Origin of the sequence: Streptomyces sp. NPDC001902 (assembly GCF_042891295.1) — a bacterium.
GTDB lineage: Bacteria > Actinomycetota > Actinomycetes > Streptomycetales > Streptomycetaceae > Actinacidiphila.
The window spans coordinates 297,407-311,677 of sequence record NZ_JBIATA010000004.1; the positions used below are offsets into that span (position 1 = coordinate 297,407).

15 protein-coding genes are annotated in these 14,271 nt (G+C 72.3%); 9 read left to right on the forward strand and 6 right to left on the reverse strand.

The genetic code is table 11. The features are described 5' to 3' along the window. Positions 1 to 20: 20 nt before the first annotated feature. Positions 21 to 392 carry a peptidase inhibitor family I36 protein gene (locus tag ACFYYN_RS10145; protein WP_500322092.1) on the reverse strand — a complete coding sequence of 124 codons (372 nt, stop codon included), beginning with the start codon at positions 390 to 392 and terminating at the stop codon, positions 21 to 23. Between the two features lie 104 nt (positions 393 to 496). Beyond that, positions 497 to 2,098, reverse strand: a complete 1,602-nt coding sequence (locus tag ACFYYN_RS10150; protein WP_500322091.1) for an MFS transporter — start codon at positions 2,096 to 2,098, stop codon at positions 497 to 499. Positions 2,099 to 2,205: 107 nt separating this feature from the next. Here ACFYYN_RS10150 and ACFYYN_RS10155 point away from each other — a divergent pair, with 107 nt between their 5' ends. The 3 genes from ACFYYN_RS10155 to ACFYYN_RS10165 are packed head-to-tail and all read left to right on the forward strand — an operon-like array spanning position 2,206 to position 4,982. Continuing rightward, positions 2,206 to 2,889, forward strand: a complete 684-nt coding sequence (locus ACFYYN_RS10155) for a TetR/AcrR family transcriptional regulator (protein ID WP_500322090.1) — start codon at positions 2,206 to 2,208, stop codon at positions 2,887 to 2,889. A gap of 53 nt (positions 2,890 to 2,942) precedes the next feature. Then, the gene (locus ACFYYN_RS10160; RefSeq protein WP_500545393.1) at positions 2,943 to 4,139 is read left to right on the forward strand and encodes an alpha/beta hydrolase; all 1,197 of its coding nucleotides are present in this window, start codon (positions 2,943 to 2,945) and stop codon (positions 4,137 to 4,139) included. A 54-nt stretch (positions 4,140 to 4,193) separates the two neighbouring features. After that, complete coding sequence (locus tag ACFYYN_RS10165; RefSeq protein ID WP_500545394.1) at positions 4,194 to 4,982, forward strand: DUF4429 domain-containing protein; 789 nt, start codon at positions 4,194 to 4,196, stop codon at positions 4,980 to 4,982. Here ACFYYN_RS10165 and ACFYYN_RS10170 read toward each other — a convergent pair. Next, the gene (locus ACFYYN_RS10170) at positions 4,943 to 5,962 is read right to left on the reverse strand and encodes an aldo/keto reductase (RefSeq protein ID WP_500545487.1); all 1,020 of its coding nucleotides are present in this window, start codon (positions 5,960 to 5,962) and stop codon (positions 4,943 to 4,945) included. The two genes, ACFYYN_RS10165 and ACFYYN_RS10170, sit on opposite strands and share 40 nt — an antisense overlap. Positions 5,963 to 5,967: 5 nt before the next feature. Then, positions 5,968 to 6,429 carry a MerR family transcriptional regulator gene (locus ACFYYN_RS10175; RefSeq protein ID WP_500322087.1) on the reverse strand — a complete coding sequence of 154 codons (462 nt, stop codon included), beginning with the start codon at positions 6,427 to 6,429 and terminating at the stop codon, positions 5,968 to 5,970. Between the two features lie 61 nt (positions 6,430 to 6,490). Between ACFYYN_RS10175 and ACFYYN_RS10180 the strand changes: the two genes are divergently transcribed. Then, entirely contained in the window at positions 6,491 to 7,309 is an 819-nt protein-coding gene (locus ACFYYN_RS10180; protein ID WP_500322085.1) for a serine hydrolase domain-containing protein, read from the forward strand. Here ACFYYN_RS10180 and ACFYYN_RS10185 read toward each other — a convergent pair. Continuing rightward, entirely contained in the window at positions 7,281 to 8,003 is a 723-nt protein-coding gene (locus tag ACFYYN_RS10185; protein WP_500322084.1) for a cache domain-containing protein, read from the reverse strand. The two genes, ACFYYN_RS10180 and ACFYYN_RS10185, sit on opposite strands and share 29 nt — an antisense overlap. A gap of 46 nt (positions 8,004 to 8,049) precedes the next feature. Next, positions 8,050 to 8,796, reverse strand: a complete 747-nt coding sequence (locus tag ACFYYN_RS10190) for a FadR/GntR family transcriptional regulator (RefSeq protein WP_500545395.1) — start codon at positions 8,794 to 8,796, stop codon at positions 8,050 to 8,052. Between the two features lie 107 nt (positions 8,797 to 8,903). Between ACFYYN_RS10190 and ACFYYN_RS10195 the strand changes: the two genes are divergently transcribed. The 5 genes from ACFYYN_RS10195 (at position 8,904) to ACFYYN_RS10215 (ending at position 14,180) form a co-directional block, all read left to right on the forward strand. Then, positions 8,904 to 9,992 (forward strand): ABC transporter ATP-binding protein, encoded by a 1,089-nt coding sequence (locus tag ACFYYN_RS10195; protein WP_500545396.1) that lies wholly within the window; start codon positions 8,904 to 8,906, stop codon positions 9,990 to 9,992. Then, positions 9,983 to 11,182 carry an ABC transporter substrate-binding protein gene (locus tag ACFYYN_RS10200; RefSeq protein WP_500545397.1) on the forward strand — a complete coding sequence of 400 codons (1,200 nt, stop codon included), beginning with the start codon at positions 9,983 to 9,985 and terminating at the stop codon, positions 11,180 to 11,182. The genes ACFYYN_RS10195 and ACFYYN_RS10200 overlap by 10 nt, the downstream gene beginning before the upstream one ends. Before the next feature lie 7 nt (positions 11,183 to 11,189). Further along, positions 11,190 to 12,089, forward strand: coding sequence for an ABC transporter permease (locus ACFYYN_RS10205; RefSeq protein WP_500322079.1), 900 nt, complete (start codon positions 11,190 to 11,192; stop codon positions 12,087 to 12,089). A gap of 10 nt (positions 12,090 to 12,099) precedes the next feature. Beyond that, positions 12,100 to 12,915, forward strand: coding sequence for an ABC transporter permease (locus tag ACFYYN_RS10210; protein WP_500545488.1), 816 nt, complete (start codon positions 12,100 to 12,102; stop codon positions 12,913 to 12,915). Positions 12,916 to 12,980: 65 nt separating this feature from the next. Beyond that, positions 12,981 to 14,180, forward strand: coding sequence for a PucR family transcriptional regulator (locus ACFYYN_RS10215; RefSeq protein ID WP_500545398.1), 1,200 nt, complete (start codon positions 12,981 to 12,983; stop codon positions 14,178 to 14,180). Positions 14,181 to 14,271 lie beyond the last annotated feature (91 nt).

Below are 14,271 nucleotides of genomic sequence, written 5' to 3' on the forward strand. Positions count from 1 at the left end.
CGGCTCCCCGCGGGCCCGTGTCACTGGTCGACGATCTGGAAGGCGCGGACCGTGTGCCGGGACTCCGGGACCCAGGTGCCGGACGGGAACGTCACGAAGTCGCCCTCGGTGGAGCACTCGGCGCTCTGGTAGGTCGTCACGAGCTTGCGGGTCCGGTTGACGAACGACTTCGCGGACGTCCCGGGCGGCAGCGGCACGCAGGAGTTGACGTCGGTGTCGGCGAGCTCGTGGACCAGGCGCGCCCCGCGGTAGTCCGGTCTGCTCCACAGGCACAGCTCCCCGGGGTCGCAGCCGCCCGCGGGGGCGGCCGTCGCGTGCGGGGCCGGGGCGGCCAGGGCCGCGGCGGCCACGACGGCCGTGGTCAGGACAAGGGTCAGGGCTGCGCTGCGCATGTGGATCACTCCCCCGTGGTGGTCGGAGCTCCACGGTGAACGGCGAGGCCCGGGGCCGCCAAGGGCCCCGGGCCTCGTTCACCCGGATAGGGAATCGTCCGGCGTCAGATGTGCACCCCGCCGCCGGCGGCGTCCGCGTTGACGCCGCGCTTGGTCAGGAAGGCGATGCCCGCCGCGAAGGCCGCCACGATGCCGGCGACGGTGAAGGCCAGCCCCATCCCCGAGAGGAAGGTCTCGTTGGTGATCTTCGTGATCACCGCGACGATCTCGGCCGGGGTGTCCTTGGCGACCGGCGGCACACCGACCACGACCGCGTCGGCGGCCTGCGCGGCCTGCTCGCCCTTGAGCGGGGGCAGTCCGGCCGCGGCCCACTTCTCGGGCAGCAGGCCGTCCACACGGGACGCCATGACCGTACCGAGGACGGCGGTGCCCAGACTGCCGCCGACCTGCATCGCGGAGCCCTGGAGGCCGCCGGCCACGCCGGACAGCTCCAGCGGCGCGTTGCCGACGATGACGTCGGTGGCGCCGACCATCACCGGGGCCAGGCCAAGGCCCAGCAGCCCGAACCACACGGACATGACCAGGGTGCCGGAGTCCGCCTCCAGGCCGGTCATCCCGAACATCGCGACCGCCGTGCACACCATGCCGCCGACCAGCGGCACCCGCGGGCCGAACTTGGTGATCAGCGCGCCGGCGACCGGCGAACTGACGATCATCATCGCGGTGAGCGGCAGCAGGTGGACACCGCACTCCACCGCCGACATCCCGTGCACGTTCTGCAGGTAGAAGGTGACGAAGAACAGGCCGCCCAGGAAGGCGAAGGCCATCAGCACCATCAGCGCGGTACCCGCGGACAGCGGCACCGAGCGGAACATCCGCAGCGGGATCAGCGGCTCGGAGGCCTTGGTCTCCCAGAACGCGAACAGGACGAACAGCAGCACCGAGCCGACCAGGAAGCCCAGGGTGAGCGGGTCGCCCCAGCCCCACTCCGGAGCCTTGATCAGGCCCCACACCAGGCCGAACATCGCACCGGAGAGCGCCACGATGCCGGGGATGTCGAAGGACCGCGGCGCGTTCTCGGCCCGTACGTCCTTCAGGATGACCAGGCCCAGGACCAGCGCGACCAGACCCACGGGCACGTTGATGAAGAAGACCGACTCCCAGCTGACGTGCTCGACCAGCAGACCGCCCGCGATCGGCCCGGCGGCGGTGGAAGCACCGATGACCATGCCCCAGATGCCGATGGCCATGTTGAGCTTCTCGGCCGGGAAGGTGGCGCGCAGCAGGCCCAGCGCGGCGGGCTGGAGCAGCGCGCCGAACACGCCCTGCAGGACGCGGAGCGCGATCACCATGCCCACGCCGCTGGACACGCCGATCAGGCCGGAGGTGACGGCGAAGCCCGCGAGGCCGACGAGGAAGGTCTGCCGGTGCCCGAACCGGTCGCCGAGCTTGCCCGCGGTGATCAGCGAGACCGCCAGGGCCAGCATGTAGCCGGTGGTGATCCACTGGATCTGCTCGCGGGAGGCACCGAGGTCGGCCTGGATGGCCGGGTTGGCGACGGCGACGATCGTGCCGTCCAGGGCCACCACCATGACGCCGATGGCGACCGAGAACAGGGTCAGCCAGGGGTGGCCGCGCAGGGGCTTCTTGGAAGGCGCCGGTATCGAGTCCGGGCCCTTGTCGGTGACGACGGAGGCTTGGGTCATGGGCAAGAGATTATGTCAGCCCCTGACATTTGACCAAAGCAGTCATCCGTCGGTAACTGTCAGGAGGGCACGCAAGTATCGTGGTGCCCCCTGGAGGTGGACGGCAGATGAAGCACGCGATGCGCGCGACGCCCGTGTGCGGACTGCGCGAGCGCAAGAAGCAGCGGACGCGCGACGCGCTCATACGGGCCGCGATCGAACTGTTCGTCCTCAAGGGGTACGAGCGCACGACCGTCGACGAGATCGCCGCCGAGGTGGAGGTCTCGCAGCGCACCTTCTTCCGCTACTTCGCCGGCAAGGAGGAGGTCGCGCTCGCGCTGGAGGACAGCGTCGAGGAGGCCTTCGTCACCGCGGTGGCCGAGCGGCCGGCCGGCGAACCGCCCTTCGTGGCGCTGCGCGCGGCGCTGGACGATTCCTGGCACAGCATCAGCGCCGTCATCGCCGCCGTCGTGCCGCTGTCCACGTACATGGCGATGTACCGGGTGATCGAGTCCACGCCGCCGCTGCTGTCCGCCCAGATGCGCCACTCGGCGCTCGTCGAGGAACGGCTCGCCTCGGTCATCGCCGCCCGCGAGGGCCTGGACCCGGCGGACCCGCGACCGCGGGTCCTGGTGGCGGCCGTCGGCGGGGTCATCCGGGTGGCCCAGCGGCTGTGGGGCGACGGTGACGAGACCAGCGTGGAGTCCATCCGCCGGATCACCGAGGAACACCTTGACCTGCTGGTCCCGGTCCTGGCACAGCCGTGGGCCGAACACCAGGGTGTGTCCGGAATCTCCTTGTTCCAAACGTGACTTGGGTCACGGGGTGCGCAGGGGATCTCCGGCGTCTCCTAGGGTGTCCCCCAGTGAACCTCGTCGACGAGCGCTTCAGCTCCCCCTCCCTGCGCGCCCTCCTGGCCCTGGCCGTGGTCTTCGTCATGCTGGCGACCACCGGCTGGACCGCGCTGCGCCACCACAAGGGCGGCGGGGACGCGCTGGCGGTGGCCACGGCCGCGTGGCGGCACGGCTCGGTGGGCGGGCGTCCGCTCCCCGACCCCCAGGCAGCCCCCGGCGTCATCGCGCGCTTCTTCGCCTCGGTCGGGCCGGACGGGGCCAAACGGCTCGCCGTCCGCTACCCGCTCGTCGTCGGCAACCTCAACGGCGCCCCGATCGCCCTGCGTTACCAGGCCAACCGGCGCTCGCTCGGCACGGCCCGCGCCCAGGAGACCGCCCGCTCGCACAGCTCCCTGCTGACCGCCGAGGGCCGCCAGGACGCCGCGCAGCGCGCCGAGCGGTACGCCTCCCTGCTCGACGGCGGCCGGCAGATCCTCGCCTTCGACCCCACCGGCCGCGGCCGGGCCGCCGAGGCCTTCGGCGACCTCGGCACCGCCGAACGGGTGTCGCTCGTCGTGCCCGGGGTCGACACCGACGTGCTCTCCTTCGAACGCGAGGACGATCCGACGCGCGCCCCCGTCGGCATGGCCCGCTCGCTGTACGCGGCCGAGCACGCCGCCGCCCCGCACACGCGCACGGCCGTCGTCGCCTGGGCCGACTACACCACCCCGCAGGGCGTCGGCCTGGACGCCTCCACCGGGGAACTGGCGGAGCAGGGCGCCGTCCGGCTGGCCGCGCTGGTACGGGCGCTGCCGGCGCGCGGCAGCGTCTCGCTGTTCTGCCACTCCTACGGCTCGGTGCTGTGCGGTGTCGCCGCCCCCGACCTGCCGTCCGGCCGGGTCTCCGACATCACCGTCTTCGGCAGCCCCGGCATGCGGGTGGACAAGGCGGCCGACCTGGGCACGGCCGCCCGGGTGTGGGCCACCCGCGACAGCACCGACTGGATCGGCGACGTGCCGCACATGGAGTTCGCCGGGCTCGGCCACGGTGCCGACCCCGTCTCCCGGTCCTTCGGCGCCCGCGTGGTGACCTCCGAGGACGCCGAGGGACACGCGGGCTACTTCCGCTCCGGCACCGACAGCCTCGCCAACTTCACCAGCATCGCCCTCGGCCACTACCCGGACGTCCGGTGCGCCGACGGCAGCCGGTGCACGGCGGACGTGGCCTAGTCCGGCCGCGCCCGGCCGGTTCCCGAAACGGCGACGCGGCCTACGATGACCCGTATGGGTGACGTATTGGCCGGATCCAACGCCGTATGGGAGTTCGATGCCGATGCGGTGCTCATCCGTTACGAGCGGGGGATGCGCAACTCGAAGCTGCTGCAGACCCTGGGGCGGCGGCGTGTCCCCTACGAGGCACTCGCGGGCGTCGAACTGGTCCCGGGGCGGCGCGGTGCCATCGCGCTGCGCATGCTCCCGCGGCGGGGCGCCGATCCGCTGATGGAGGCCGCGAAGGGCCAGCTCAAGGAGACCGCCGACCCCTACCGCCTGGTGCTGCCCGCCGAGCGGGAACTGCTCGCCGAGTACTACGCCGGGGAACTGCTGTCCGCGATCGCGACGGCCGGCGGCGGCGCGGACGCGGAACCGGCCCCCCGCCACCTGGTGGACGTGCCGTCCGCGCCCCTGTCCTTCAAGGCGTACGACGGCAAGGCCTCCTTCGACGGCGAGACGGTGTCCTTCCGCTGGTTCTGGACGGGCGCCTCGACGGCCAAGTGGAAGGCCGGCGACCAGCACTTCCCGGTCGACGGGCTGTCCGGGGTCGACTGGCGCTCCCCCGAGATGCTCGGCGGCCACCTGCGGCTGCTGCCGCGCGACGCCGACGGCCACCGCTCCGGCAACCCCGACGACGACCCCGCGACCGTCGTGTTCGGCCTCGGGTACGGCCTCGTCCACGAGTCGCTGCCGCTGGCGGCGGCGGTCCTCGCGGCGGTCCAGCGGGCCGCGCGGACGCGGCCCGCCTTGGACCGGGACGGCTACTCGCGCGCCGCCGACGTGGACGACATGTCCGGGTAGCGGTCCCCCGCGACCTGCCCGGCGATCGGTTCCAGCCATCCCAGCTCGGTCCCGTCCAGCACGATCCGGGTGGCGGCGGTGTTCTCCCGCAGGCGCTCGGCCTTGCGGGTGCCCGGGATCGGCACCACGGTCAGCCCGTGGACCTGCGCCCGCTGCTGCACCCACGCGAGGGCGATCTGGGCGGGCGTGGCGCCGTGCGCCCTCGCGACCTCGCGGAGCGGCTCCAGCAGGTCGAGGTTGCGCTTGGCGTTCTCCCCGCTAAAGCGGGGCTGGTGCCGGCGGAAGTCGTCCGCCGACAGTTCGGAGGCGTCCTGGAAGGATCCGGTCAGGAAGCCCCGGCCCAGCGGGGAGTACGGCACGAGCGCCACCCCCAGCTCGGCGGCGGCACCGGTCAGCGAGACCTCCACGTCCCGGCTGAACAGCGACCACTCCGACTGCACGGCCGTGATCGGGTGCACGGCGTGCGCCTCGCGCAGCTCGGCCCCGGTCACCTCGGACAGGCCCAGGTGCCTGACCTTGCCCGCCCGCACCAGCTCGGCCATCGCCCCGACGGACTCGGCGAGCGGCACGGCGGGGTCGCGGCGGTGCATGTAGTACAGGTCGATGACGTCCACGCCGAGACGGCGCAGGCTGCCGTCGACGGCCTCCCGGATGTAGTCGGGGTCGTTGCGCACCCCGCGGAACCGCAGGTCGTCGGCCTTCCGCGCTATGCCGAACTTGGTGGCGAGGGTGATCTCGTCCCGGTGCGCGCGGACGAAGGGGGCGAGGTACTCCTCGTTGGCGCCCAGGCCGTACACGTCGGCGGTGTCGAAGAGCGTGACCCCGAGGTCCAGCGCCGCGTCGAGGGTGGCACGGGCGGCGGCCTCGTCGGTGGGGCCGTAGAACTCGCTCATGCCCATGCAGCCCAGGCCCTGCACGCCGACCAGGGGGCCGTCGGTGCCGAGCGTGACCTTGGCGATCGGTTCGTTGTTGTCGCTCATGCCGTTCATGCCCTCTCCGACGCCCGGCGGGCGTCAGCGTAGGTGTCGATCTTGTGGTCGAGGACCGCGAGGGTGTCCTGCAGCTCGGCGATCCGCCGCAGCACGTCGCGCCGGGTCGACTCCAGCAGCTCCTGGCGCTGGGGGAAGGTGTGCTCCCCCAGCCGCACCAGCTCGGCGTAGCGGACCATGTCCGCGACCGGCATCCCGGTCAGCCGCAGCTTGCCGACGAAGCCCAGCCAGTCGAGGTCGCGGTTGGTGAAGCGGCGCTGCCCGGTGTGGGAGCGGTCGACGTGCGGCATCAGCCCGATCCGCTCGTACCAGCGCAGGGTGTGCGCGCTCAGCCCGGTGAAGGCCGCCACCTCGCTGATCGTGTAGCGGTCCCGGCCGTCCGGGAGGGGGTGCCGCGCCTCGTCGGCGCAGCTGCGTACGCTGCCGGGCTTGCTCTTGGCCACCTGCGTCACGGTCATGGGTTCCACGCTAAAACCCTGGAGTGCACTCCAGGCAAGGCCATTCGTTAGGCTCACGCCCATGCGGAGCCTGAACAGCCTGAGCGCGATCGAGAACTGGCCTGTCCCGACGGCCGCGGCGGCGGTCGTCCGCCGCGACGGCACGGTCCTGGGAGCGTACGGCGAGACCGGGCGGCGCTTCCGGCTGGCCTCGGTGACCAAGCCGCTGTCGGCCTACGCGGCGCTGGTCGCGGTCGAGGAGGGCGCGGTCGAGCTGGACGAACCGGCCGGCCCCGAGGGCTCGACCGTACGGCACCTGCTCGCCCACACCTCCGGCCTCGCCTTCGACGAGCACCGGGTGATGGCGGCCCCCGGCACGCGGCGGATCTACTCCAACGCGGGCTTCGACGCGCTGGCGGACCACATCGCCAAGGCCACCGAGATCCCCTTCGCCGAGTACCTGCGGCAGGCGGTGCTGGAGCCGCTCGGCATGCACGCCACCGACTGCCCGGGCTCGGCCGGCGCGGGCGCCGTCTCCACCGTCGACGACCTGGTCCGCTTCGCCGCCGAGCTGCAGGCACCGCGGCTGCTGGCCCCGGGGACCGTCGCCGCGGCGACCTCCGTCGCCTTCCCCGGCCTCAAGGGCGTGCTGCCCGGCTACGGCGGCCAGAACCCCAACGACTGGGGCCTGGGCTTCGAGATCCGGGACCACAAGTCCCCGCACTGGACGGGCGCCTCGTCCTCCCCGCGCACCTTCGGCCACTTCGGCCAGTCCGGCACCTTCCTGTGGGTCGACCCCGACGCCGGGGCCGCCTGCGTGGTCCTGACGGACCGTGACTTCGGCGAGTGGGCCCTGCCGTTGTGGCCGGCGCTCACGGAGGCGGTGCTGGCAGAGCTGTGACCAGCGTCAGCGGGATCGGTCCGCAGGACCGTCCGCTGACGCTGCGCAGGAGCGAGCCGGCCAGGTGCCGGGGGTCGGTGGAGGCGGCGACCCGGCCGCGGGCGTTGACCAGGGCGGCCGGGGCGGGCAGGCGGCGCAGCAGGGGCAGCACGGCGGCCTCGAAGTGGCGCAGGTAGACGTCCGCGGCGGCGACGCCGAGGAAGCGGCCGCCGTGCTGGACCGGCACCGACAGGGTGAGGCTGTACTCGTCGGAGCACAGGTAGTCCACGTACGGTCCGGCCACGGCGCGTTCGCCGGTGGCGCGGGGCAGGGCGAACCAGTCCCAGTGGGTGTAGTCGGAGTAGGCCGAGGTGCCCGGGTCGAGATCGGGCAGGAGCGGCCGCAGCCCGTCCTCCCCGTGGTTCTGCCACCACTCCAGCCAGGCCGGTACGTCGCCGAGCAGCCCGGGTTCCGCGATGAAGCCGATGCCGGAGATCAGGTCGTGCCGGCGCCGCAGCCGCTCGTGCAGCAGCGGGCGCAGGGCGGCGAGGTCGGCGGTGGTCGGGGCCCGGCCGGCGGCACGGACCGCGGCGATGGCGGTGGTGCGCTCGGCGACCTGGGCGACGGCGGCGAAGACGTCCTCCAGGGTGCCGCGGACCCGGTCCACGACGTCGGCGACGACGCTGTCGACCAAGGCGGTTGAGCTGACGGCCACGGCGGCTGCCTCCGGTGCGGGAGGACGGGTGGTGCGGACGCCCGGGTCAGCCGGTGACGGTCAGACGCAGTCCGATCAGGCGCTCCATCGCGTCCTGCACCCGCCGTTCGGCCAGGGACCGGGCCAGCTCCGCGTCGCCGTCGCGCACGGCGCGGAGCAGCGCGCGGTGCAGCTCGACGACCGCCGCGCGGGCGTCGTCCTCCCCGAGTGCGAGACAGATTAGCGCTCCGATCTCCGCCTGGATACGGATCTCCTCCTTGGTGAGACGGGCCGACTGGGCGGCCGCGGCGAGCTCCACGTGGAGCCTGCCGTAGACGCGGCCGCGGGCGGCGAGGTCGTCGGCGGCCTCGAACTCCTCCAGGGAGCGCTCCAGCGGGGCGAGGTCCGCGGGCTCGGTGCGCCGGGCGGCCAGCCGGGCGGCGGTGCCGGCGACGGCGGCCCAGTGGTCGGCGAGGTCGCGCAGTTCCTCGGTGCTCCAGTCGGCCAGCCGGTGGCCGAGCCGGGCGGTGCGCGGCTGGTCGGGGGCGGTGACGAAGCTGCCGCCGCCGCGGCCGCGGCGGGTGGTGACCAGTCCCTGCTGGCGCAGGGCCATGAGGGCCTCGCGCAAGGTCACGGTGGAGACACCGAGGCGGGTGGCGAGCTCGCTCTCACCGGGGAGCTGCTCGCCGTCGGCGAGCAGGCCCAGTTCGATGGCGTCCGCGAGGCGTCGTACGACCGCGTCGACCCGGGCGAGGTTGCCGACCGGTGCGAAGACGGCGTGCAGTGCGCCATTCGAAAGTTTGCTCACCCGCACACCTTCTCACTTGGGGAAAGTTTTACCCCGGCCAGGCCTTGTCCTCTGAAATATAACTTCATAGGTTTCCGGTCAATGCTCCAGCCGAAGAGAAAGGTTCCCCGCCGATGGAGGGAACGGCCAAGGAAACGGGCACCGGGACGCCCGCGATACGCCTGCGGGACCTGCGCAAGTCCTTCGGCCAGGTGCACGCGGTCGCCGGGGTGGACCTGGAGATCGCCGACGGCGAGTTCTTCTCGATGCTGGGCCCCTCCGGCTCCGGCAAGACCACCGTGCTGCGGATGGTCGCGGGTTTCGAGGCCCCCACCGCCGGCACCGTGGAGCTGGCCGGCCGGGACGTCACCCGGCTCGCCCCCTTCGAGCGGGACGTCAACACCGTCTTCCAGGACTACGCGCTCTTCCCGCACATGACGGTGGAGCAGAACGTCGGCTACGGCCTGAAGGTGCGCAAGGTGCCCAAGGCGGAACGGACCGAGCGCTCCCGCGCGGCGCTCGCCTCGGTCCGGCTGGAGGGGTTCGGCGGGCGCCGTCCGGCACAGCTGTCCGGTGGCCAGCGGCAGCGGGTCGCACTGGCCCGCGCCCTGGTGGGGCGTCCCCGGGTGCTGCTGCTCGACGAGCCGCTGGGGGCGCTCGACCTCAAGCTGCGCGAACAGATGCAGGTCGAACTGAAGGCGATCCAGCGCGAGGTGGGCATCACCTTCGTCTTCGTCACCCACGACCAGGAGGAGGCGCTGACCCTCAGCGACCGGATCGCGGTCTTCAACGGGGGCCGGATCGAGCAGGTCGGCACCCCCGCCGAGGTGTACGAGCGACCGGCCACGCCCTTCGTCGCCGGCTTCGTCGGCACCTCCAACCTGCTGACCGACGACACCGGGACCTACAGCGTCCGCCCGGAGAAGATCCGCCTGCTGGGCCCCGGCGCTCCCGCCGGCCCCTCGGACGCCCCGCACGCCCCGGACGACGGGCTGCGCACCGTCTCCGGCACCGTCGCCGAGGTCATCTACCTCGGCGACACCACGCGCTTCCTGGTCGACCTCGACGAGGGCGGCCGGCTGACCGCCCTGCAGCAGAACCAGGAGACCTCCTCGGCCGACGTCGCCGCCTACCGGGGAACCCGTGTCCGCCTCCAGTGGCACCGCCGACACAACGTCACCGTCCAGTCCCCCCACCCGGAAACGGAGTCCACGTGCGTCTGACCCGTGCCCTCGCAGCCTGTACCGTCCTGGCCCTGGCCACCGCCTGCGGCGGGTCGTCCTCCCCCGGCAAGGGCGCCGGCGCCTCCGGCGGCGCCTTCACCCCGCCCAAGCTCAGCGCGCCCAAGGCCCTGGGCAAGACCGAGGGCGCGGTCAACCTGATCGCCTGGGCCGGCTACGCCGAGGACGGCTCCAACGACAAGTCCGTCGACTGGGTCACCCCGTTCGAGAAGGAGACCGGCTGCCAGGTCAACACCAAGGTGGCGGGCACCTCCGACGAGATGGTCAGCCTGATGAAGACCGGCCAGTACGACGCGGTCTCGGCCTCCGGCGACGCCTCGCTGCGCCTCATCGCCTCGGGCGACGCGGCGCCGGTCAACACCGACCTGGTCCCCAACTACAAGGACGTCTTCGCCAGCCTGAAGATGCAGAAGTGGAACTCGGTGGACGAGGTCGCCTACGGCATCCCGCACGGCCGCGGCGCCAACCTGCTGATGTACCGCACCGACAAGGTCTCCCCGGCCCCCACCTCCTGGTCGGCGGTCTTCGACGAGGCCTCCCCCTACAAGGGCCACGTCACCGCGTACGACTCCGCCATCTACATCGCGGACGCCGCGCTCTACCTGATGAAGACCAAGCCGGAGCTGGGCATCAAGGACCCGTACGCGCTGGACCAGAACCAGTTCGACGCCTCCGTCGCCCTGCTGAAGGAGCAGAACGCGGACGTCGGCGAGTACTGGAGCGACTACCTGAAGGAGATCTCCGCCTTCAAGAGCGGCGACTCCGTCATCGGCACCAGCTGGCAGGTCATCGCCAACCTCGCCAAGGCCGAGAAGGCGCCGGTCGAGGCGGTCCTGCCGAGCGAGGGCGCCACCGGCTGGTCCGACACCTGGATGGTCTCGGCCAAGGCCCAGCACCCCAACTGCGCCTACAAGTGGCTGGACTGGATCGTCTCGCCGAAGGTGAACGCCCAGGTCGCCGAGTGGTTCGGCGAGGCCCCGGCGAACGAGAAGTCCTGCGCCCTGACCACGGACAAGAACCACTGCACGGTCTTCCACGCGGCCGACGAGCCGTACTGGAAGCAGGTCCACTTCTGGAACACGCCCATCCCGCAGTGCCTGGACGGCCGCACCGACGTCCGTTGCGTGCCCTACGCCAAGTGGGTCCAGGCCTGGACCGAGATCAAGGGCTGAGCCACCCGTGACGACCCCGTCCACCCCGTCCACCACGACGAGCGGCTCCCTCGGGCGGCGGCTGGCAGGTTCCCTGCACCGCCGCCCGCGGCTGCGGCTGTCGCTGCTGCTGTCCGCCCCTCTGCTGTGGCTGGTCCTCGCCTACCTGGGCTCGCTGGCCGCGCTGTTCCTCTCCGCGTTCTGGACGACCGACGCCTTCACCTCCGACGTGGTCAAGGTCTGGAACACGGACAACTTCCGCACCGTCCTCACCACGGGCGTCTACCGGGACGTCGCCCTGCGCAGCCTCGGCGTCGCCGTCGCGGTGACGGTCATCGACATCGTCATCGCCTTCCCGATCGCCTTCTACACCGCCAGGGTCGCCGCCCCGCGGTACCGGCACCTGCTGGTCGTCGCCGTGCTCACCCCGCTGTGGGCCAGCTACCTGGTCAAGGCGTACGCCTGGCGGATCATGCTCTCCGAGAACGGGCCGCTGGACTGGGCGCTGAGGCCGCTCGGCCTGGACGGGCCCGGCTACGGCCTGCCCGCGACGATCATGGTGCTGGCCTACCTGTGGCTGCCGTACATGATCCTGCCGGTCCACGCCGGGCTGGAGCAGCTGCCGGCCAGCCTGCTGGACGCCTCCGCCGACCTCGGGGCCCGCACCTGGCGCACCTTCCGGTCCGTGGTGCTGCCGATGGTGCTGCCGTCGGTCGCGGCCGGCTCGGTCTTCACCTTCTCGCTCAGCCTCGGCGACTACATCGCCGTGCAGATCGTCGGCGGCAAGACCCAGCTGATCGGCAACGTCGTCTACTCCAACATCACCCTCGACCTGCCGCTCGCCGCCGCACTGGGCACCGTGCCGGTCGCGGTCATCGTCGTCTACCTGCTGGCCATGCGGCGCACCGGCGCGCTCCAGAGTCTGTGAGGCCGTGACCATGCACCTCTCCCGTCCCGCCCGCATCGTCCTGCGCGTCGCGGCCGTGCTGGGCTTCGCCGTCATCTACGTGCCGCTGCTGCTCGTCCTGCTCAACTCCTTCAACGCCGCCCGCGGCTTCGGCTGGCCCCCCTCGGGCCTGACCCTGCACTGGTGGGCCGACGCGTGGCACAGCTCCGGCGCCCGCTCCGCGCTGTGGACCTCGGTGAAGGCGGGCCTGGGCGCGACGGCGGTCTCCCTGGTGCTGGGCACCCTGCTCGCCTTCGCGGTCTCCCGGTACCGCTTCTTCGGGCGGGAGGCGCTCTCCTTCGTCGTCGTGCTGCCGATCGCGCTGCCCGGCATCGTCACGGGCATCGCCCTGAACACCGCGTTCCGCACGGTGCTGGAGCCGCTCGGCGTCGGGCTGGGCCTGTTCACGGTCGTCGTCGGCCACGCCACCTTCTGCGTCGTGGTGGTCTTCAACAACGTCGTGGCCCGGCTGCGGCGCACCTCCGGCTCGTACGAGGAGGCGGCGATGGACCTGGGGGCCGACGGCTTCCAGGTCTTCCGCGACATCACCTTCCCGCTGGTGCGCACGGCGCTGCTGGCGGGCGGGCTGCTCGCCTTCGCCCTCTCCTTCGACGAGATCGTCGTCACCACGTTCACCGCGGGCCCCGGCGTCCAGACCCTCCCCGTGTGGATCTTCGGCAACATGGCCAGGCCGCAGCAGGCACCCGTCGTCAACGTGGTGGCCGCCGTCCTGGTCGCCGCGTCGGTGATCCCGGTCTACCTCGCCCAGCGGCTGTCCGCGGACTCCGCCGCGGGAGGCCGTATCTGAGCCACGGGTGCACGGAGCCGAGGGGTCCGTGCCATGCATCCGCCCGGATAAGGCAGGCTTGTACCGTGCCAGAACCCGCGCTGAACGCATTCGACCCCGCCCGTGACCACCCCCACTCCGCCACGCTGAGGAGGCTGGAGAAGTCCTCGGGGCGCCTGGCGGCGGCCGCGATCGCGCGGATGGACGGGCAGCTGCCCTGGTACCGGGCCATGCCCCCGGAGAACCGCTCGTGGATCGGGCTGGTGGCGCAGGCGGGCATCGCGGCCTTCACGGAGTGGTTCCGCCACCCGGAGACCCCGCAGGCGATCAGCACCGACGTCTTCGGCACCGCCCCGCGGGAGCTGACCCGGGCGATCTCGCTGCGCCAGACGGTGGAGATGGTGCGCACCACCATCGAGGTCATGGAGGCGGCGATCGACGAGGTCGCCGCCCCCGGCGACGAGTCGGTGCTGCGCGAGGCGCTGCTGGTGTACGCACGCGAGATCGCCTTCGCGACGGCCCAGGTCTACGCCCAGGCCGCCGAGGCGCGCGGCGCCTGGGACGCGCGGCTGGAGTCCCTGGTGGTCAACGCGGTGCTGTCCGGCGAGGCGGACGAGGGCGTGCTGTCGCGGGCGGCGGCGCTCGGCTGGAGCTCCCCCGACAAGATCGCGGTGGTGCTGGGCACGGCACCCAACGGCGACAGCGAACTCACCGTCGAGGCGATCCGGCGGGCGGCGCGGCACGCCAAGCTGCAGGTGCTCACCGGAGTGCTCGGCGACCGGCTGATCGTGGTCGCGGGCGGCGACGGGGATCCGCTGCGGGTGGCCAAGGCGCTGATCGGGCCGTTCGCCGCGGGGCCGGTCGTGGCCGGGCCCGTGGTGGGCGACCTGCTGGCGGCGTCGAAGTCCGCGCAGGCCGCGGCGGCGGGCCTGCGGGCGTGTGCGGCCTGGCCCGACGCGCCGCGTCCGGTGCTCTCCGACGACCTGCTCCCGGAGCGGGCGATGGCGGGCGACCGACACGCCCGCGATCAGTTGGTGGAGGAGATCTACAGGCCGTTGGAGGAAGCTGGTTCGGCACTGCTTGAGACTCTGTCCGTCTACCTCGAACAGGCCTCGTCGCTGGAAGGGGCCGCCCGGATGTTGTTCGTTCACCCCAACACCGTTCGCTACCGGCTTCGACGTGTGACGGACGTCACCGGCTGGTCGCCGTCGGACGTGCGCTCCGCATTCACCCTACGTATCGCGCTCATCCTGGGCCGGCTCTCCGACTCGGGGCAGACACCGTAGATGCGATCAGGGCCTTTGTGGGACACCAACAAATCGCCCGTCGGTTCTTGGTCCCTGTCCCCACGGGCGGGGATCACCTCGCTCAAGAGAG